The organism is Amycolatopsis sp. NPDC051372 (assembly GCF_040682095.1).
In the GTDB taxonomy this organism is placed as follows: domain Bacteria; phylum Actinomycetota; class Actinomycetes; order Mycobacteriales; family Pseudonocardiaceae; genus Amycolatopsis.
The window spans coordinates 260,609-278,819 of the sequence record NZ_JBFBAF010000002.1 but is presented as its reverse complement, the minus strand read 5'-3'; the positions used below and the strand labels follow the sequence as shown (position 1 = coordinate 278,819).

20 protein-coding genes are annotated in these 18,211 nt (G+C 71.2%); 15 read left to right on the top strand and 5 right to left on the bottom strand.

The features are described from left to right. The first annotated feature begins 22 nt into the window (after positions 1–22). The gene (locus tag AB0M56_RS05040) at positions 23–1,309 is read left to right on the top strand and encodes an MFS transporter (RefSeq protein WP_364171193.1); all 1,287 of its coding nucleotides are present in this window, start codon (positions 23–25) and stop codon (positions 1,307–1,309) included. Between the two features lie 40 nt (positions 1,310–1,349). On the opposite strand, the gene AB0M56_RS05035 is transcribed toward AB0M56_RS05040, so the two are convergent. The 4 genes from AB0M56_RS05035 to AB0M56_RS05020 all read right to left on the bottom strand — a co-directional run bounded on the left by AB0M56_RS05035 (position 1,350) and on the right by AB0M56_RS05020 (position 5,355). After that, complete coding sequence (locus tag AB0M56_RS05035; RefSeq protein ID WP_364171191.1) at positions 1,350–1,604, bottom strand: hypothetical protein; 255 nt, start codon at positions 1,602–1,604, stop codon at positions 1,350–1,352. A gap of 63 nt (positions 1,605–1,667) precedes the next feature. Next, positions 1,668–4,013, bottom strand: coding sequence for an aerobic carbon-monoxide dehydrogenase large subunit (locus AB0M56_RS05030; RefSeq protein WP_364171189.1), 2,346 nt, complete (start codon positions 4,011–4,013; stop codon positions 1,668–1,670). Next, positions 4,010–4,483: a (2Fe-2S)-binding protein gene (locus AB0M56_RS05025; RefSeq protein ID WP_364171187.1), complete on the bottom strand. Its 474-nt coding sequence runs from the start codon at positions 4,481–4,483 to the stop codon at positions 4,010–4,012. Before AB0M56_RS05025 ends, AB0M56_RS05030 begins: the two co-directional genes overlap by 4 nt. A gap of 5 nt (positions 4,484–4,488) precedes the next feature. Then, positions 4,489–5,355, bottom strand: coding sequence for a xanthine dehydrogenase family protein subunit M (locus tag AB0M56_RS05020; RefSeq protein WP_364171185.1), 867 nt, complete (start codon positions 5,353–5,355; stop codon positions 4,489–4,491). A gap of 288 nt (positions 5,356–5,643) precedes the next feature. On the opposite strand from AB0M56_RS05020, the gene AB0M56_RS05015 reads away from it, so the two are divergent. The 14 genes from AB0M56_RS05015 to AB0M56_RS04950 all read left to right on the top strand — a co-directional run bounded on the left by AB0M56_RS05015 (position 5,644) and on the right by AB0M56_RS04950 (position 16,691). Beyond that, entirely contained in the window at positions 5,644–5,880 is a 237-nt protein-coding gene (locus AB0M56_RS05015; protein WP_364171184.1) for a hypothetical protein, read from the top strand. Between the two features lie 10 nt (positions 5,881–5,890). Beyond that, the gene (locus AB0M56_RS05010) at positions 5,891–6,757 is read left to right on the top strand and encodes a xanthine dehydrogenase family protein subunit M (RefSeq protein WP_364171182.1); all 867 of its coding nucleotides are present in this window, start codon (positions 5,891–5,893) and stop codon (positions 6,755–6,757) included. Further along, positions 6,754–7,272 carry a (2Fe-2S)-binding protein gene (locus AB0M56_RS05005; protein ID WP_364171181.1) on the top strand — a complete coding sequence of 173 codons (519 nt, stop codon included), beginning with the start codon at positions 6,754–6,756 and terminating at the stop codon, positions 7,270–7,272. The genes AB0M56_RS05010 and AB0M56_RS05005 overlap by 4 nt, the downstream gene beginning before the upstream one ends. A 10-nt stretch (positions 7,273–7,282) precedes the next feature. Further along, the gene (locus AB0M56_RS05000; protein ID WP_364171179.1) at positions 7,283–9,670 is read left to right on the top strand and encodes an aerobic carbon-monoxide dehydrogenase large subunit; all 2,388 of its coding nucleotides are present in this window, start codon (positions 7,283–7,285) and stop codon (positions 9,668–9,670) included. A 1-nt stretch (position 9,671) separates the two neighbouring features. Further along, entirely contained in the window at positions 9,672–10,613 is a 942-nt protein-coding gene (locus tag AB0M56_RS04995; RefSeq protein WP_364171178.1) for an XdhC family protein, read from the top strand. Further along, complete coding sequence (locus tag AB0M56_RS04990) at positions 10,607–11,191, top strand: SRPBCC family protein (RefSeq protein ID WP_364171176.1); 585 nt, start codon at positions 10,607–10,609, stop codon at positions 11,189–11,191. Before AB0M56_RS04995 ends, AB0M56_RS04990 begins: the two co-directional genes overlap by 7 nt. Positions 11,192–11,201: 10 nt before the next feature. After that, on the top strand, positions 11,202–11,456 hold the full coding sequence (locus AB0M56_RS04985; RefSeq protein WP_220241272.1) for a hypothetical protein: 255 nt from the start codon (positions 11,202–11,204) through the stop codon (positions 11,454–11,456). A gap of 13 nt (positions 11,457–11,469) precedes the next feature. Next, positions 11,470–11,697 (top strand): hypothetical protein, encoded by a 228-nt coding sequence (locus AB0M56_RS04980; RefSeq protein ID WP_220241271.1) that lies wholly within the window; start codon positions 11,470–11,472, stop codon positions 11,695–11,697. A gap of 13 nt (positions 11,698–11,710) precedes the next feature. Further along, positions 11,711–11,953 carry a hypothetical protein gene (locus tag AB0M56_RS04975; RefSeq protein WP_364171174.1) on the top strand — a complete coding sequence of 81 codons (243 nt, stop codon included), beginning with the start codon at positions 11,711–11,713 and terminating at the stop codon, positions 11,951–11,953. Between the two features lie 5 nt (positions 11,954–11,958). Further along, the gene (locus AB0M56_RS04970; protein WP_220241270.1) at positions 11,959–12,234 is read left to right on the top strand and encodes a hypothetical protein; all 276 of its coding nucleotides are present in this window, start codon (positions 11,959–11,961) and stop codon (positions 12,232–12,234) included. Then, on the top strand, positions 12,231–12,590 hold the full coding sequence (locus AB0M56_RS04965; protein ID WP_364171172.1) for a hypothetical protein: 360 nt from the start codon (positions 12,231–12,233) through the stop codon (positions 12,588–12,590). The genes AB0M56_RS04970 and AB0M56_RS04965 overlap by 4 nt, the downstream gene beginning before the upstream one ends. Positions 12,591–13,027: 437 nt before the next feature. After that, a complete protein-coding gene (locus AB0M56_RS04960; RefSeq protein ID WP_364171170.1) occupies positions 13,028–13,387 on the top strand; it encodes a cytochrome d ubiquinol oxidase subunit II in 360 nt (119 codons plus the stop codon). 104 nt (positions 13,388–13,491) lie between these two features. Beyond that, entirely contained in the window at positions 13,492–15,351 is a 1,860-nt protein-coding gene (locus AB0M56_RS04955; RefSeq protein WP_364171168.1) for a glycoside hydrolase family 15 protein, read from the top strand. After that, positions 15,348–16,691, top strand: coding sequence for an NAD(P)/FAD-dependent oxidoreductase (locus AB0M56_RS04950; protein WP_364171166.1), 1,344 nt, complete (start codon positions 15,348–15,350; stop codon positions 16,689–16,691). The genes AB0M56_RS04955 and AB0M56_RS04950 overlap by 4 nt, the downstream gene beginning before the upstream one ends. Positions 16,692–16,758: 67 nt before the next feature. Here the strand turns inward: AB0M56_RS04950 and zwf are convergent, their stop codons facing one another. Next, entirely contained in the window at positions 16,759–18,159 is a 1,401-nt protein-coding gene (gene zwf, locus AB0M56_RS04945) for a glucose-6-phosphate dehydrogenase (RefSeq protein ID WP_364171164.1), read from the bottom strand. Positions 18,160–18,211: the final 52 nt, after the last annotated feature.

The following is an 18,211-nucleotide window of genomic DNA, read 5'->3' as shown; positions in this document are numbered from 1 at the left end:
GATCAACGGGGGAGAGGACGGGATGGCTGAGCAGGTCCTGGTGCGCGGCGAGCAGGTGCGCCGCGTCGCGGTGGCAAGCGCGATCGGCACGACGATCGAGTGGTACGACTACTTCATTTACAGCACCGCCACCGCGCTGGTGTTCAACAAGCTCTTCTTCCCGTCGCTCTCACCGGCGTCGGGCACCCTGGCGGCGTTCGCGACGCTCGGTGTGGGCTTCGTCGCGCGGCCGCTGGGCGGGATCGTGTGGGGCCACTTCGGCGACCGGGTCGGGCGGAAGGCGATGCTGGTCGCGTCGCTCGTCCTGATGGGGCTCGCGACGGCCGCGGTCGGGGTACTGCCCACGTTCGCGCAAGCCGGCGTGCTCGCGCCCGTGCTGCTGGTGGTGCTGCGCGTGCTGCAGGGCATCTCGGCCGGCGGCGAGTGGGGCGGCGCGGCGCTGATGGCGGTCGAGCACGCCCCGGCAGGCCGGCGCGGGCGATACGGCTCGTTCTCCCAGATCGGCGTGCCCGCCGGGCTGATCATCGCGCAGCTGGTGTTCTTCGCGGTGACGAGCTCCTTGTCGCCGGAGGACTTCCGGTCGTGGGGCTGGCGCGTGCCGTTCCTGGTCAGTCTCGTGCTGGTCGTCGTGGGTCTGGTGATCCGCTTGCGCGTGGCCGAAAGTCCCGTGTTCGCGCGGCTGCGCGAGACCGGCGAACGCAGCCGCGTGCCGATCGTCGACGTGCTGCGCCGCCGCCCGCGAGAGGTGACGGTGGCGGCGTTGAGCTTCATCGCCAACACCGCGCTGGGCTACGTCTTCTTCGCGTACCTGTTGTCCTACGGCACTTCCGTGCTCAAGCTGAGCAGCACCACGATGCTGGTGGAGATCATCGTCGGCAGTGTCGTGTGGCTCGTGAGCATCATCGCGGGCGCGATCTGGTCGGACCGCGTCGGGCGAAAACGGGTGTACCTCGCGGGTTCGGTGCTGCTCGTCGTGTGGTCGATCCCGTTCTTCCTGCTCGTCGACACGCGCCAGCCGTGGCTGCTGGGGGTCGCCGTGGTCGTGCTGAACCTCGGACTGGGCGCGACGTACGGGCCGCAGTCGGCGCTGTTCGCGGAGCTGTTCGAACCGCGCTACCGCTACAGCGGCGCCTCGTTCGCGTACGCGGTGGGCGCGGTCCTCGGTGGTGGTTTCGCGCCCCTGATCGCGACGGCGCTGCAGACGTCGACCGGCACGTCGCTGTCCGTGTCGCTGTATATGGTGGCGGTCGCGCTGATCAGCCTCGGTGCGGTGATCGCGTTTCCGCGCTCGCCGGTCACCACCGGCTGAGATCGGCGGCGGCCATCCGCGCGTACCCGGCGCAGTTTCCTCAGGCGGCGGGGTCCAGGCCCAGCGCCTGCGCCCCTGCCGGTGTGAGCTCGGCCGGCACCCACTGCCCGGGCGCGACCTCCCGCACCGGCCGGACAAGCCCGGCGTGCGTGAGCGCGTGCGCGGTGGGCTGGTCCGAGCAGAGCAGGCCGTCGATCCGCAGGTCGGGTTCCCTGCCGGCGCCGAGCTCGGCGCGACCCGCCGCGACGGCGCGCAACAGAGCGAGCGCCCGGCCGCTGAGCGGTGTCGTGGTCATGGCGGTTCCTTTCCGCGTCCCTCACCTCGAACACGGATCCGCGGCCCCACCGGTTCACCCCGCTCAGGAGATCGCCAGGTCGGCCCGCAGCGGTGAGCCGCGCATGGCGCGCCAGACCGCGGCGGGCGTCAGCGGCATGTCGGCGTGGCGCACCCCGAACGGGGCGAGCGCGTCGACCACCGCGTTGACCACGGCCGCGGGCGAGCCGACGGTCGCGGACTCTCCGATGCCCTTCGCGCCGATGGGGTGGTGCGGCGAGGGCGTGACGGTCTCGCCGAGCTCCCAAGAAGGGCACTCCAAAGCCGTGGGCAGCAGGTAGTCCATGAAGGAGCCGCCGAGGTGGTTACCGTCGGTGTCGAAGGCCATGAGCTCCATCAGTGCCATGCCGATGCCGTCGGCGAGGCCACGGTGCACCTGGCCCGCGACGATCATCGGGTTGATCCGCACGCCGCAGTCGTCCACGGCGATGAAGCGGCGCACGCGCACCTGGCCGGTGTCCGCGTCGACGTCGACCACGCACAGGTACGCGCCGAAGGGATAGGTGAGGTTCGGCGGGCTGTACACGGTGCTCGCGTCGAGCTGTCCCTCCACGCCGTCGGGCAGCGCCAGGTCGGAGTGGGCGGCCAGCGCGATCTCGCGGATGGTGTGCCCCCGGCCGGGGACACCGCGCACGAACCAGCGCCCGCGTTCCCACTCGAGGTCGTCCGGGCTCACCTCGAGCATCGCCGACGCGACCTGCCGCGCGCGTTCCCGCACCTTTCGTGCCACCGTGACTGCGGCCGCGCCCGACACCGGCGTCGAACGCGAGCCGTAGGTGCCGAGGCCGAACGGCGTGTGGTCGGTGTCGCCCTGCACGACCTCGACCTCGTCGGGCGGGATGCCGAGCTCGGCCGACACGAGCTGCGCGAACGTCGTCTCGTGGCCTTGGCCCTGCGACATGCAGGACAGGCGCAGCACGGCCGAGCCGGACGGGTGCACGCGCAGCTCGGCGCCGTCGGCCATGCCGAAGCCGAGGATGTCCATGTGCTCGCGCGGGCCGGCGCCCACGGCCTCGGTGAAGAAGCTCAGCCCGAGGCCCATCAACTCGCCGCGGGCGCGTTTCTCGGCCTGCTCCCGGCGCAGCTCGTCGTAGCCCGCGATCTCCTTCAGCAGCGTCAGTGCGCGCGGGTAGTCGCCCGAGTCGTACTGCCAGCCCGTGGCGCACGTGTACGGGAACTGCTCGGGCCGCAGCAGGTTGCGCATGCGCAGTTCCGCCGGGTCGAGCCCCAGCTCGCGCGCGAGGACGTCCATCATCCGCTCGACCACGTACACGGCCTCGGTGATCCGGAACGAGCACGCGTACGCGACGCCGCCGGGCGCCTTGTTCGTGTAGACGCCGGTGACCGAGCAGAACGCGGCCGGCAGGTCGTAGGAGCCGGTGAACACGTGGAAGAACCCGGCGGGGAACTTCGCGGGCTGCGCGGTGCCGTTGAACGCGCCGTGGTCGGCGAGCACGCGCACGCGCAGCCCGAGCAGCCGGCCGTCGCGCGTCGCCGCGATCTCGCCGCGCATGTGGTAGTCGCGGGCGAACGACGTGCTCATCAGGTTTTCCGACCGGTCTTCGGTCCACTTCACCGGCCGCCCGGTGACCATCGAACCGACCACCGCGCACAGGTACCCCGGGTACATCCCGACCTTGTTGCCGAAACCGCCGCCGATGTCGGGCGCGACGATGCGGATCCGGTGCTCGGGTAGCCCGGTGATCCGCGAGTACAGGATCCGGTGCGCGTGCGGCGCTTGCGCCGTGGCCCACACCGTGAGCTTGCCGGTGATCGCGTCGATGTCGGCCACGGCGCCGCACGTTTCCAGCGGCGCCGGGTGCACGCGCGGGTAGAGCATGTCTTGCCGGGCGACCACGTCCGCTTTCGCGAAGGCGGCTTCCGTCGCTTCCTCGTCGCCGGAGGACCAGTCGAACACGTGGTTGTCGGCCTTGCCGAGGTCGTCGCGGATCACGGCGGCGCCGGCGGCGAGCGCGGCCGGCGCGTCGACGACCACCGGCAGCGGTTCGTACTCGACGTCGATCAGCTCGAGCGCGTCTCTTGCCGCGTACCGATCTTCCGCGACCACGAACGCGATCTCCTGGCCCTGGAATCGGACCTTGTCGGTGGCCAGCACGGCCTGCACGTCGTGCGAGAGCGTCGGCATCCACGCCATCCCGCGCATCCCCAGGTCCTTCCCGGTGAGCACGGCGCGGACCTTGGGGTGCGCCTCGGCCGCGCTGGTGTCCACCGACACCAGGCGCGCGTGGGCGTGCGGGCTGCGCAGGATCGCGCCGTGCAGCATCCCGGGCAGCACGAGGTCGTCGAGGAACGTGCCGCGTCCGCGCACGAAGCGGGCGTCTTCCTTGCGGGGCAGCGAACCGTAGGTCATGGCGCTTCCCCGTCCGGGTGCTCGGCCGCCCACCGGATCGAGCGGACGATGTTCTCGTAACCGGTGCAGCGGCACAGCTGCCCGGAGATCGCTTCGCGGATCACGTCTTCGCTCGGATCCGGGTCGCGGTCGAGCAGCCAGCGCGCGGTCATCAGCATCCCCGGCGTGCAGAAGCCGCACTGGATCCCGTGGCACGCCACGAAACCCTGCTGCACGGGGTCGAGCTCCGCGCCCTGGCCGAGGTCTTCGACGGTGCGCACCCGCTTGCCGTCGGCCATCGCCGCCAGCACCGTGCACGACTTCACCGGAAGGTCGTCGAGCCACACCACGCAGGTGCCGCAGTTGGAGGTGTCGCAGCCCCAGTGCGTGCCGGTGAGCCCGAGGTCGTCGCGTAGCAGGTGCACGAGCAGCAGACGTGGCTCGACCGTGCGGCGGTGGGGCTCGCCGTTGACCGTCACCGTGATCTCCACGCCCGTCAGCCTCCGGCTCGTTCCGCCGCCCGGTGCAACGCCCGTGTGGTGAGCGTGGCGACGAGGTGGCGTTTGTAGTCCGCCGGGCCGCGCTGGTCGGCGGCCGGGGAACAGTGCTCGGCCGCGATGACCCCGGCCTTCTCGAAGCGTTCCGCCGAAGCGGCGCCACCGCGCAGGAAATCCTCGGCCTCGGCCGCGACGAACCGCGGCGCGCCGACCGCGGTGAGCCCGATGCCGGCTTCGGCTACATCGTCGCGTTCGAGCACGAGCTCCGCCCCGGCGGCCGCCACCGCCCAGTCACCCGCCCGGCGGCCGACCTTCGCGTACGCGCTGCCGCTGCCCTCGCGGATCGGCAGGCGCAGCTCCACGAGCAGCTCGGCCGGGCCGACGACGGTGCTGTAGGGCCCGGTGAAAAACTCGCGCACGGGCACGGTTCGCGTGCCTTGCTCACCGCGGATCACGGCGTTGGCCCGCACGGCGGCGAAGGCGGCCGACAGGTCCTCCGACGGGTCGGCCTGGCACAGCGAACCCCCGATCGTGCCGCGGTTGCGCACGATCGGGTCGGCGATCACGCGCTCGGCGTCGGCCAGGACCGGGAACAGCGCGCCGGCCTCGGCCGAGGCCAGCAGTTCCGCATGCCGCACCAGCGCGCCGATGCGCAGCTCGCCGTCGGAGACCTCGATCCCGGACAGCTCGGTGAGCTCGTTGACGTCCACGAGCGCTTCGGGCCGGGCCAGGCGCAGCTTCATCATCGGGATCAGGCTGTGCCCGCCCGCGATCACGCGGCTTTCCGGGCCGTACTTGGCCAGCAGCGCCAGCGCGTGCTCGACGCTCGTGGCCCGCTCGTACTCGAACTGCGCCGGCACCTGCATGACGGTCGATCGTCCCCGCCGCGCGGGCCCGCCGCAACAGCGGATTAACCGATGGCCTACTGCGCCGTTGGTTACCAATCCGACCACAGCCACGGCTCCGAGCTTTCGTAGCAACGGTTACCTCATGCCCGGGGTCTGCCTACTTTTGGTCGGATTGGTAACAGGTAGAGGCACCGGTTCCGCCCAGCTCGGCACGGGGTTAAGCAAAGGGTTAATCGCGGATTGTCGCGGTCGTGGTCCGGGTGGAGCATCACGGCAGCTGACCAACGGCGGAAGCAGGTGCGCGTCATGCGGATCGAGTCCGACGGGCACAGCCGCGGCAACCCACGGCTGTTCGAGCTCGTCGAGGACGCACCGAAGCAGGGCCCAGGCCCGACCGTGTGGGCGTGGCCCGACCTCGTGGACTTCCTGAAGGTGGCGGGCCGCCCGGTCGCCGGGCCGTGGCCGCCACACCAGCGGGCGCGGCAGGACCCGGAAGAGGACACGCTGCCCACGGCCGTGGCCGAACCTCCCGAGAACGGCTGAGGAGGCCCGCGTGTACCCGTCCCGGTTCCGCTACGAAGCACCCCGTTCCCTGGCCGAGGCGCTCGACCTGCTGCACACCGGCGGCGACGAGGCCAAGGTCCTCGCGGGCGGGCAGAGCCTGGTGCCGCTGATGAAGCTGCGCTTCGCCGCGCCCGCGCTCGTCGTCGACATCAACAACGTGCCCGGCCTCGCCCACCACGAGCTCGACGCCGAGGGCAACCTCCACGTCGGCGCCCTGTGCCGGCACGCGGATCTCGAACGCTCGCAGCTGCTCAAATCCGTGCAGCCCACGATGGCCGCCGCGGCTCCGCTGATCGCCGATCCCATCGTGCGCAACCGCGGCACGCTGGTCGGTTCGCTGTGCCACGCCGATCCCCAGGGCGACTGGGCTTCAGTGGTGCTGGCGCTGGACGGGTCGATCGTCGCGCAAGGGCCCGCCGGCCGGCGCCGCATCGCCGTGCGCGACTTCGTGCTCGGCCCGTTCCAGAACGCGCTGGGGCCCGACGAGATCGCCGTGGAGGCCGTCATTCCCGCACCCCGCGGCACACCCGCGGGCGGTTACCTCAAGCTGGAACGCCGGGTCGGCGACTTCGCGACGGTCGGCGTCGCCGTGGCGGTGGAGACACAGTCCGGCACGGTCACCCGCGCCGGCATCGCCCTCACCGGCGTGGGCGGTTCCACGATCGAAGCCACCGACGCCGAGCACGCGCTCGTCGGCGGTCCGCTGACGCCGGACAGCGTGGCGGAGGCCGCGGCCCTGGCGGCCGCGGCGGCCCGCCCGAAGACCGACCACCGCGGCACGGCCGAGTTCAAGCGGCACCTGGTGCGCACGTTCGTGGTGCGCGCGCTGGGCCGCACCGGGGAGGAAGCGGCATGACGAGCGTCCACGAGATCCACGAGGAAACCACCGGCGGCGTCCCGATCCGCCGGATCACGGTCACGGTCAACGGCGAGCGCCGCGTGGTCGAGTGCGAACCGCGGCTGCTGCTCGCGCACCTGCTGCGCCAGGGTCTGCGCCTCACGGGCACGCACATGGGCTGCGACACCACCAACTGCGGCGCGTGCACCGTGCTCGTCGACGGCCGCGCGGTGAAGTCGTGCACGATGCTCGCGGTGCAGGCCGACGGGCACGAGGTCACCACCGTCGAGGGGCTCGCCACGGCGAGTGAGCTGCACCCTCTGCAGGAGGGCTTCCGCGAAGAACACGGCCTGCAGTGCGGCTTCTGCACGCCGGGGATGATGCTCTCGGCCAAAGCCCTGCTCGACGAGAACCCGGATCCGTCCGAAGAGGACGTCCGCTGGGCGCTGTCAGGGAACCTGTGCCGCTGCACCGGTTACCAGAACATCGTGAAGTCGGTGCTGTGGGCCGCCGCCAAGCTGCGGTCCGAATAGGAGGCTCGACGTGTCACAGGCGTTGGACGAGAACAAGATCGGCGGGATCGGCGTCAGCCGCAAGCGGGTGGAGGACAACCGGTTCATCCGCGGGCGCGGGAACTACACCGACGACATCGTGCTGCCCGGCATGCTGCACATGGAGATCCTGCGCAGCCCGCTCGCGCACGCGCGGATCAAGTCGATAGACACCAGCCGGGCGTGGGAGATCCCGGGGGTGCGGCTCGTGCTCACCGGCGAGATGGCCGCGACCCGCAACCTCGCGTGGATGCCCACGCTCTCCTACGACACCCAGGCGGTGCTCGCCACGGACAAGGTGCGGTTCCAGGGCCAGGAAGTCGCGTGCGTCGTCGCCGACGACCCCTACATCGCCAAGGACGCGTGCGAGGCCATCGACGTCGAGTACGAACCGCTGCCCGTGATCGTGAACCCCGGCCAGGCCGTGGCCGAGGGCGCGCCGCTGATCCGTGACGACAAGGCGGGCCAGGCCGACAACGTCGTCTACCGCTGGGAAGTCGGCGACCAGGCCGGCACCGACGCGGCGTTCGAGAAAGCCGACGTGGTCTCGAAACTGCGGCTGCACTACCCGCGTTCGCACCCCTCGCCGATCGAGTGCTGCGGCTCCGTGGCCGACTTCGACCGCGCGACGCGGAAGCTCACCGTGTACATGACCACGCAGGCCCCGCACATCATCCGCGCCGCCGTGGCGATGGTGGCCGAGCTGCCCGAGCACCTGATCCGCATCATCTCCCCGGACATCGGCGGCGGCTTCGGCAACAAGGTGCCCGTGTACCCCGGTTACGTGTGCTCGATCCTGTGCTCCATCCTGCTGGAGCGGCCCGTGAAGTGGATCGAGGACAAGACCGGCAACCTGATCTCCACCGGGTTCGCCCGCGACATGTACCTCGACGGCGAGATGGCGTTGCGTGCCGACGGCAAGATCCTCGGCGTCCGCATGCATGCCGAGGCCGACCACGGCGCGTTCTTCGCCGACGCGCAGCCGAGCAAGTTCAAGATCGGGCTGCTGCACTCGACGTTCGCCTGCTACGACGTGCCCGCCGCGCACCTCACCGCGCGCGGCACCTACACCAACAAGGCGCCCGGCGGCGTCGCCTACCGCTGCTCGTTCCGCGTCACCGAGGCGATGTTCTTCCAGGAACGCATGGTTCACCAAGCCGCGAAAGATCTCGGGCTGGACCCGGCCGAGTTCCGGCGGCGCAACTTCGTCCGCGCCGATGCGTTCCCGTACCGCACGCCGTTCGGGTTCCTCGTGGACTCCGGCCAGCCGGAGGCGTGCCTCGACGTGGGCCTGAAAGCCGTGGGCTACGAGGACTTCCTGCGGCAGAAGGAGCAAGCGCGCAAACGCGGGCGGCGCCTGGGCATCGGGATCTCCACGATGACCGAACCGCTCGGCGCCGGCAACAGCCGCGAGTACGACATCCTCGGCATCAAGATGTTCGACTCGGCCGAGCTGCGCGTGCACATGACAGGCAAGGCGCTGCTGCGGGTCGGGGCGAAGAGCCAGGGGCAGGGCCACGAGACCACGTGGGCCCAGATCGTGAGCCACGAGCTGGGCATCCCGGCCGACGACGTCACGGTGGAGGAGGGCGACACCGACACCGCGCCGTTCGGCATGGGCACCTACGCCTCGCGCAGCACGCCGGTCGCGGGCGCGGCGATCTCCATGGTGTCGCGCAAGATCCGGGCCAAGGCGCGCAAGCTCGCCGCACACCTGCTCGAAGTGTCCGAAGAGGACCTCGAGTGGGAGCTTGGCCGGTTCTCCGTGCGCGGGGTGCCCGAGCACGGCGTGACCATCCAGGAGTGCGCGATGGCGGCGTACGGCAACATGCCCGACGGCATGGAGCCCGGGCTGGAGAACCACGCCTACTACGATCCGCCGAACCTGACCTGGCCGTTCGCGGTGTACATCGTCACCGTCGAGGTCGACCCCGAAACCGGGGTGTGGGACGTGCTCAACACCGTGGCGGTGGACGACTGCGGCGTGCGCATCAACCCGATGATCGTCGAGGGCCAGATCATGGGCGGGCTCACCGAGGCCTACGCGATGGCGAACATGCAGTTCATCACCTTCGACGCCGAGGGCAACTGCGTCGGCTCGAACTACATGGACTATCTGCTGCCCACCGCGTGGGAGACGCCGGGGTTCGAACTGCACAGCGAGGTCGTCACGCCGTCGCCGCACCACCCGATCGGCGCCAAGGGAGTGGGGGAGTGCGCGGCGGTCGGCGGGCCGGCGGCGTTCGTGAACGCGGTGATGGACGCGCTCGACGACACCGGCGTGCGCAACATCGACATGCCGCTGCTGCCCGACCGCGTGTGGGAAGCCCTGAGGCAGCGCCACGACGTGTCCGGCGCGCCGCCGGTGCGGACGGACTGACATGTCCACCGTGAGCTCACCCGACGGCTGGGACGTCCTCGCGCAGGCCGGTGAAATGGCCCGCCGCGGTGAGGCGTTCGCGCTCGCGACCGTGGTGTGGCGCCAGGGCCCGTCGTCGGGCAAGCAGGGCTGCCGCGCGATCATCACGGCCGAGGGCGAGCTGCGCGGGTGGATCGGCGGAGCGTGCGCGGAGCCGGCCGTGATCCGCGAGGCCCGGCAGGCGCTCGTCGAAGGTACGCCCCGGCTGCTGCTGCTCGGTTCGCCGGAGCAGTTCGGCGCGGCGGTGCCCGAGGGCATGACGGTGGTACCGATCTCCTGCCAGAGCGAGGGCGCGCTGGAGGTCTACATCGAGCCGGTGCAGCCCGTGCCGCACGTGGTGGTGGTCGGGCGCTCGCCGATGGCGCACACGCTGGTGGAGCTGGCGGGTTCGCTCGGGTGGCACGCGCAGCTCGTCGAGCACACCGGGCTGGACCTCGTGACCGAGCGGTCCTTTGTGGTCGTGGCGACGCAGGGTCACCACGACGAGGAGGCGCTGGAGCGAGCCCTCGCCGCACGGCCGGCGTACGTCGGGCTCGTCGGCTCGCGCCGCCGCGGGGCGAGCGTGCTCGGTTACCTCGCCGACCGCGGCGTGGCGGCCGACGAGCTGGACCGCGTGCAGGTGCCGGCCGGGCTGGACCTCGGCAGCGTGTCACACCGGGAGATCGCCGTGGCGATCCTGGCCGAGCTCGTGCGGATCCGGGCGGCCCGCGGGGTGCCGCCCGGTCCGCCGGCCTCCGCTGTTTCGGACCCGGCGGAGACCGTGGACCCGGTGTGCGGCATGACCGTGGAGGTCGACGATCCGGTGGTGTTCGAGGGCCACGAATACAACTTCTGCTGCGCCGGCTGCCGCGCCGCGTTCCTGCGCGACCCCGGCGCGTACGCCAAGAAGGAGAGCCGATGCTGATCCGCAACCAGTTCGAGGTCGCGCAGCCCGTGGACAAGGTCTGGCGGTTCTTCGACGACGTGCCGGCCGTGGCGACGTGCCTGCCGGGCGCGGAGCTGACCGAGGACCTCGGCGACGAGCGCTACCGCGGCCGCGTGGGCGTCCGCCTGGGACCGGTGTCGCTGAAGTTCGACGGCGTCGCGGCCATCACCTCGCGCGACGAGGACGCCCGCCGGCTCGTGGTCGACGCGAGCGGCGCCGAAGCCCGCGGCCGGGGCCAGGCGGCCATGGTCGTGACGGCGACGCTGGCCCGCGCGGACGTGGGCACCCGCGTCGACTTCGAGCAGGACCTGCAGGTGTCCGGCGCCGCCGCGCAGTACGGGCGGGGCATGATCGCCGACGTCTCGTCGGTGCTGATGCGCCAGTTCGCCCTCAACGTGCAGGAGGCCATCGCGCGCGCCGAACGCGGGGAGACGGCGGCGGCGCGGCCCGCGGCGGCCCCGGCCCGCGGGTTCACGATCGGCCTGCAGGCGACGCTCATGGCGCTCAGGCGCGTGTTCCGCCGGTTCTTCGCGCACTACCCGAGCACCCCGGCCTGAGGAGGAAACCGTGGTCCTGTGGTGGATCGGCAACGCCGTGCTGCTGTTCGTGGTGCTGCCCGTGGTGATCGCCCTGCTCAACCGTGTGCTGGCCGCCGTCGAGCGGATCCGCGCCGCGGCCGACGACATCCTCGTGGGCGGCGTGCGCCTCGCGGGGCAGCTCGAACCCGTCCCGGAGGCGCTCGCGCGCACCGACCGCACCATCGGCGAAGTGGCCGTCGGCGCGACCCGGTACGCCGGCAGCGTCGCGAAACTGCTGGGCTGAAAGGAGTTTCGCCATGCCTGCCGCCGCCTGGGCCACCCTGGCCATCAGCGCGCTGATCATCCTGTTCGCCGCCGTCGGCCTGCTCCGCGTGATCCTGCACCTGCGCCACGTCCGCCGCACGCTCGGCAGCGTGCTGGGCGGCGTGCGCGTGATCGCGGAGGAGACCGCGCCCGTGCCCGCCGCGCTGGGCTCGGTCAACGCGAACCTCAAGCCGGTGCGCGACTTCTGCGAGTCGGTGTGAGAGGGGGAGTGTCATGACCACGGGCTGGATCATCGGGTTTTCGATCGGGGTCGTCATCGTGCTCGTCGTGGTGGCGCTCGTGGTGCCGATCCTGGCGCTCGCGCGCTCCATCGGCCAGGCCGCGCCACTCATCGACGACGAGCTCAAGGCGGCCGAACGCAACACCGCGCCGCTGGCCGAGCTGCGCACCACCATCGACCACGCCGAGGTCATCGTCGCCGGCCTGCGGCGCGGCCGTGCGCGACTGGGAGGCTGATCCGAGTGTCCACACAGGACGAGACGTTGTGGTGGATCGCCATCGCCGCCGGGTTCGTGGTGATCCTCGTGGTGGTGGCTCTGCTGAGCCTGCTCATCCGCTACGTGAAGGTGATCGACCGCCGGGTCGCGGGCATCCGCGACACGCTGCACGGCGCCGCCGACAACACGCAGCACACCGACCTGATCCCCGTCACGGCCACGCGCGTCGACGCCGTGCTCGCCGAAGGCCTGCAGCACCACCTGTTCCTCGGCCGTGTGCTCGGAAAGGTGAAATCGTGACCACCACCCTGATCGTGCTGACCGTCGTCGACATCGCCTTGCTCATCGCGGGCCTCGCGGTGTACCTGTTCTGGGTCGGCGGCCTGCTCGCCCGCATCGCCACGAACCTGGAGGACTGCGCGGACACCGTGCGGCGCATCAACACCCACGCCGAGGCGATCGTGCCGGCCGTCTCGCACATCAACCGCACGGGCGCGGTGGTGGCCGGCGCGTTGCCGCTGCTGTACGGGATGGCGGAGGAGATCGTGGCGGGGGCGACCTACACGCCGCCGACGGAGGAACGCCCGCCCGCGCGCCCGGCGTCGGGGACCCGGCGCTCACGGCTGCACGACGCGGTGGGATTCGCGTCGCACTGATCGTGTTCGGCGTCGGCGCGGCGGGCCGATGCCGAGATCAGGGTGGGCCCAAGGCGCCGCACGAGGAGTGCTTCGCGACGTGGCGACCGCGATTCGCGAGGCGCGGAAACCTCGCCTCACGTTCCTGGGCATCGAGGAGGCGGAGCGAGCTTCGCGGCCGGCTGACTCCCGCCCTTTGCGGTCCGGTGCCGGGCCGACGTCATCCCCGCCGGGTGATGCCCGCCGGGTGCGCGACCCGCCAGGGTCGGGGGCACCGCCACAACCGGCGGACCCTCCGAGCGGCTGGGGCCGGTGCACGGGCAAGCGCGCAGGGGTGATCGTGGGCGAGACGTTGACGGGCTTGGCGAACGCGGCTGCGGGCGTGAATCCCGTTCCGTGGCGCGTTCGCAGATGGCCTTCACGCTCGGGTTCCACATTATCCTGGCGTCTTCGGCCGGTTGATCTCGTGGGCGCTGCCCCCGGTCGTGCTCAGCGTCCTGTGCGGGTTCGGCGCCCTGGTGCTGCTGGTCCGCGACGCCGCCCGCGGCGCGCGGGTGCTCGCCGTGGTCGCGGTCGCCTGCATCATCCTCAGCTGGGGCATCGCCCAATGGCCCTACCTGCTGCCCGAGACCCTCACCATCGCCGCCGCCGCCGCACCGACCGGAACTCAGACCGCGATGCTCGTGGCCGTGGGACTCGCCGTGCTGATCGTGCTACCCGGCTTCGTGCTGCTCTACGTGCTCGACCAGCGCCGACTGCTCCCCGAGGAAGGCCTCGAGGACGCCGCCGACCCCGCCGTCGACACCGAGGCCGGCTGAGCCGTACCGCAATCACCTGCGAAAGGTGATTGCCGCGCCGCCTGGTCCACGGATCGTCGAAGCAGGCCCGCGACTTCGCGCGTCACGAAAGTGAAGGAGCCCCCGTGAACGCCACGACCTCGCCCTTCCCGCGGATCGCCGACTACGCGTTCCTGTCCGACTGCCACACCGGTGCCCTGGTGGCGCCGGACGGGTCCGTCGACTGGCTGTGCCTGCCCGCGTTCGACGCCCCGAGCAGCTTCGGCAACCTGCTCGACCGCGGCGCCGGGTCCTTCCGGTTCGGTCCCTACGGGATCAACGTGCCGACCTCGCGCGCCTACGTGCCGGGTACCAACGTCATGATCACCACCTGGCACACACCACACGGCTGGCTGCTGGTCCACGACGCCCTGACGATGGGCCCGCGGCGCGGCCGCGACACGGTCACGCCCCACACCAGGCCACCCGCCGACAACGACGCCGACCACCTGCTCGTGCGCACCGTCGAGTGCCTCGAAGGCGAGCTGGAGGTAGAGCTGGTCTGCGAGCCGGCGTTCGACTACGGGCGGATGCCGGCCGACTGGACCATCGGCGGCGACGATCACCACGCCGACGCGACCGGGGCCGGCCAGACCTTCCGGCTGAGCACCGACATGCTCATCGGCATCGAGGGTGGCACCGCGCGGGCTCGGCACGTGCTCGTCAAGGGCGACAAGGCGTTCTGCGCGCTGTCGTGGGCCGAGGGGCTGGCCTCGCCGGCCGACGTCGCGGAGGCGCAAGCCCGGATCGACGCGACGGTCCGGTTCTGGCGCAGCTGGCTCTCCCGGGCCCGCATCCCGGATCACCCGCTGCGCCCGCCCCTGGAGCGCTCGGCGCTCACCATCAAAGGCCTGACCTACATGCCGACCGGCGCGACGGTCGCGGCACTGACCACGTCACTGCCCGAGGCACCGGGCGGCGAGCGCAACTGGGACTACCGCTACACCTGGATCCGCGACACCACATTCACGCTCCAGGCGCTGCACTACCTGAACCTGGACTGGGAAGCCGGCGACTTCATGCAGTTCGTCGGCGACCTCGAGCCGAACTCCGACGGCGGCCTGCAGATCATGTACGGCATCGACGGACGCCGCGACCTGACCGAGTCCACACGCGACGATCTCGGCGGCTACGAAGGCGCCCGGCCGGTCCGCGTCGGCAACGGCGCCTTCGACCAGCACCAGAACGACGTCTTCGGCGCGGTGCTCGACTCGCTGCTGCTGCACACCGCCAGGAGCAAGCACCTGCCGCGCCGGCTGTGGCCGCTCGTCCAGTCGCAGGCCGCGGCCGCGACCGCGGCGTGGCGCGAGCCGGACCAGGGCATCTGGGAGGCGCGCGGCAAGCCGCAGCACTACGTGTCGTCGAAGCTGATGGGCTGGGTGGCGCTCGACCGCGCCGCCAAGCTGGCCAACATCCGCGACGACGGCAAGCTCGCGAGCCAGTGGCAAGCGACCGCGGACGAGATCCGCGCGGACATCCTCGAGAACGGCGTGAGCGAACGGGGCGTGTTCCGGCAGCACTACGACACCGACGCGCTGGACGCCTCGACTCTGCTCGCGGCTCTGTTCGGCTTCCTGCCGGGCACCGACGAACGCATGCGCAAGACGGTCGACGCGATCGCCGACGAGCTGACCGAGAACGGCTACGTCCTGCGCTACAAGACCGACGAGACCGACGACGGCCTGTCCGGAAAGGAAGGCACGTTCCTGATCTGCTCGTTCTGGCTGGTCTCCGCGCTCGCGATGGTCGGCGAGATGGACCGGGCGAGCAGCCTGCTGGAGCGCCTGCTGCGGATCTCGTCGCCGTTGGGTCTCTACGCGGAGGAGTTCGAGGTCGACCGGGCCCGGCACCTCGGCAACTTCCCCCAGGCGTTCTCGCACCTCGCCCTGATCCAAGCGGCGAGCCGGATCATCCTGTCCGACTTCATGGCGGAGCTGTCGCTGTGACCGGGCAGCGAACCGGGAACCGGAACGTCCTGGTGCTGGGCGGCGGGCTGGCGGGCGTCGCGTGTGCCCGGCGGCTCGGTGACGAGGGCATCGGGGTGACCCTCGTCGACCGCAACGACTACCACCAGTTCCAGCCACTGCTCTACCAGGTCGCCACTTCGCAGCTGCCCGCGGAAGACATCGCGCGCCCGCACCGGGTGATCTTCCGCGACCACCCGACGGTCGAGACCCGCACCGCGCGCGTCACGGAGCTCGACCTCGCGGGCCTCGGCTTGACCTTGTCCGACGGCGAGAAGATCAGCGGATCGCACCTGGTGATCGCGGCCGGCGCGCAGCCCGAGTACTTCGGTGTCCCGGGCGCCGCCGAGCACGCGTTCCCGCTCTACTCGGTGGCGGACGCAGTGCGGCTGCGGCTTCACGTACAGGACCTGGTGCGGGAGGTGGCGGAAAAGCGGCTCGGCGAGGATGCCCTCGACATCGTCGTCGTGGGCGGCGGCCCGACCGGCGTCGAGATCACCGGCGCGCTCACCGAGCTGATGACCGCTCTCGTGGCCATGGAGCGGATCCCGACCTCCGGGCGGATCTTCCTGATCGACCGCGGCAGCAGGCTGCTCGGCGCCTTTTCCCACCGGTCGCACCAGTACGCGCACAAGCGGCTCACCGAGCACGGCGCCGAGCCCCGGCTCGACACGGGAGTCGCGGCGGTGCACGCCGACCGGGTGGAGCTCGGCGACGGCACCGCCATCCGCACCCGCACCGTCATCTGGGGCGGCGGCGAGTCTGCGGCGCCCGTGGTGCAGGCCGCCGCCGGGCTCGGGACCGGTCGTGGCGGGCGGGTCGACGTGCTGCCCGACCTGACGGTCGACGGCCACCCGGACGTGTACGCGATCGGAGACGCCGCAAACATCCCGGCGGGGCATCACGGGACGCTGCCGCAACTGGGCTCCGTGGCCCAGCAGTCCGGCGATCGGGCCGCCGGCAACATCCTGCGCCGGCGAGCCGGACAGCCGGCGAAACCGTTCCACTACAAGGACAAGGGCATCATGGCCATGATCGGCCGCAACGCCGCCGTCGCCGAGGTCGGCAAGCACCGGCACCAGGTCGACGGGCCCCTCGCGTTCGCCGCCTGGCTCGGTGTCCACGCGATGCTGCTGAGCGGGGTGCACAGCAAGGTCGACGCCTTCATGTCGTGGGCGTGGGACTACTTCGAGCGCGACCACGCCGCGATCGTCGAGTGGTCCACGAAACCCCACCGCATCGTCTGGGGAGACGACGACGCGGACGTTCCGCACATCTCACTCGGCCGAGGCGACTCCACGACGTCAGCCGGCCGTTCCTGAGGAGGACGGCCGACGAGGGAGCACTTCGCGTCGGCGACCGGCCACCGGAGCGGCTCGGCCGAGCTGGTCAGCGGGATGTCCAGGGCGTGCGCCAGCCGCCGAACCCGGCCGTGATCTCGTCGGCCGCGCCCGGCCCCCAGGTTCCGGGTTCGTAGGCCCGCACCGGCGGCGGCGCGTCGAGCAGCGGCTGCATGACCCGCCAGGTCTCCTCGACGCCGTCCTGGCGGGAGAACCGGGTGCTGTTCCCGATCATCGCCGCGTGCAGCAGAACCTCGTACGGTGTCGGGCCCTCGCCGCCCTCGTCCGCGAACTCCATGTCGAGCTCGATCGGCGCGATGCGGGCCACGTCGGCGCGGAACGCGTCGACCTGGATCCGGACCCCGGTCGACGGGTCGAGCCTCAGGACGAGCTGGTTCGGCTGCGCTTCGTGTCCGACCAGCCCGAAACCCAGCTTGGGCGGGCGCTTGAAGACCAGCCGCAGCTCGGTCTGCGTCACCGGCAGCCGCTTGCCGGTCCGGATGAAGAACGGCACGCCGGCCCAGCGCCAGTTCTCGATGTCGAGCCGCAGCGCCGCGAACGTCTCGGTGGCCGAGTCGCGCGGAACGCCGTCGATGTCGAGGTAGCCGCGGTATTGCCCGCGCACGTAGTGGGCCGGATTCGCCTCCACCACCGCGCGGAACAGACCGACCTGCGACTCCTTGAGCGTCACCGGGTCGCCTCGTGACGGCGGCTCCATCGCGGCGGCCGCGACCACCTGCATCAAGTGGTTGACGACGACGTCGCGCAACGCGCCGACCGGGTCGTAGAAATGACCGCGGTCCTCGACGCCGAAGCTCTCCGCCATCGTGATCTCCACGCACTCGAGGTAGTTGCGGCTCCACAGCGGCTCGAGGACGGCGTTGGCAAAACGCAGGTGGAGGATCTCCTGCAACCCCATTTTCCCCAGGTAGTGGTCGACCCGGAACAGCTGCGCCTCGTCGACGTACTGGTGCAACTGATCGGCGAGCGCACGCGCGGACTGCTGGTCGTGGCCGAACGGCTTCTCGATGACGAGCCGGGCGCCGGTGGTCAACCCGGCGTCGGACAGTCCCTTGACCACCCGGGCGAACAGGAACGGCGGGATCTCCAGGTAGAACACCGGTGTCGTGGCGCCCTTGACAGCGGCTCCGACCCGGTCGTAGGTGGCCGGGTCGGTGAAGTCGCCGCTGACGTAGGACAGCTTGGCGGCGAACCGGTCGAAGACCGCCTTGTCGAGGTCTCCGGTCGCTTCGATCGACGACCGGGCCCGTTCGACGAGCTGATCGAGTGTCCAGTCGTCGGCGGCCACCCCGACGACGGGGCACGTGAGCAGGCCGCGGGCCTCGAGGCGGTACAGCGAACGGAAGGTCATCACCTTCGCCAGGTCGCCGGTGATCCCGAAAATCACGAGGACGTCCGCCCGCGGCGGCTCGATGGCTGTCGTTGTCATCCCTGCCTCCAGCTCCGTCACGACGCATCACGGACTCCGGTCGTGTCCGGGA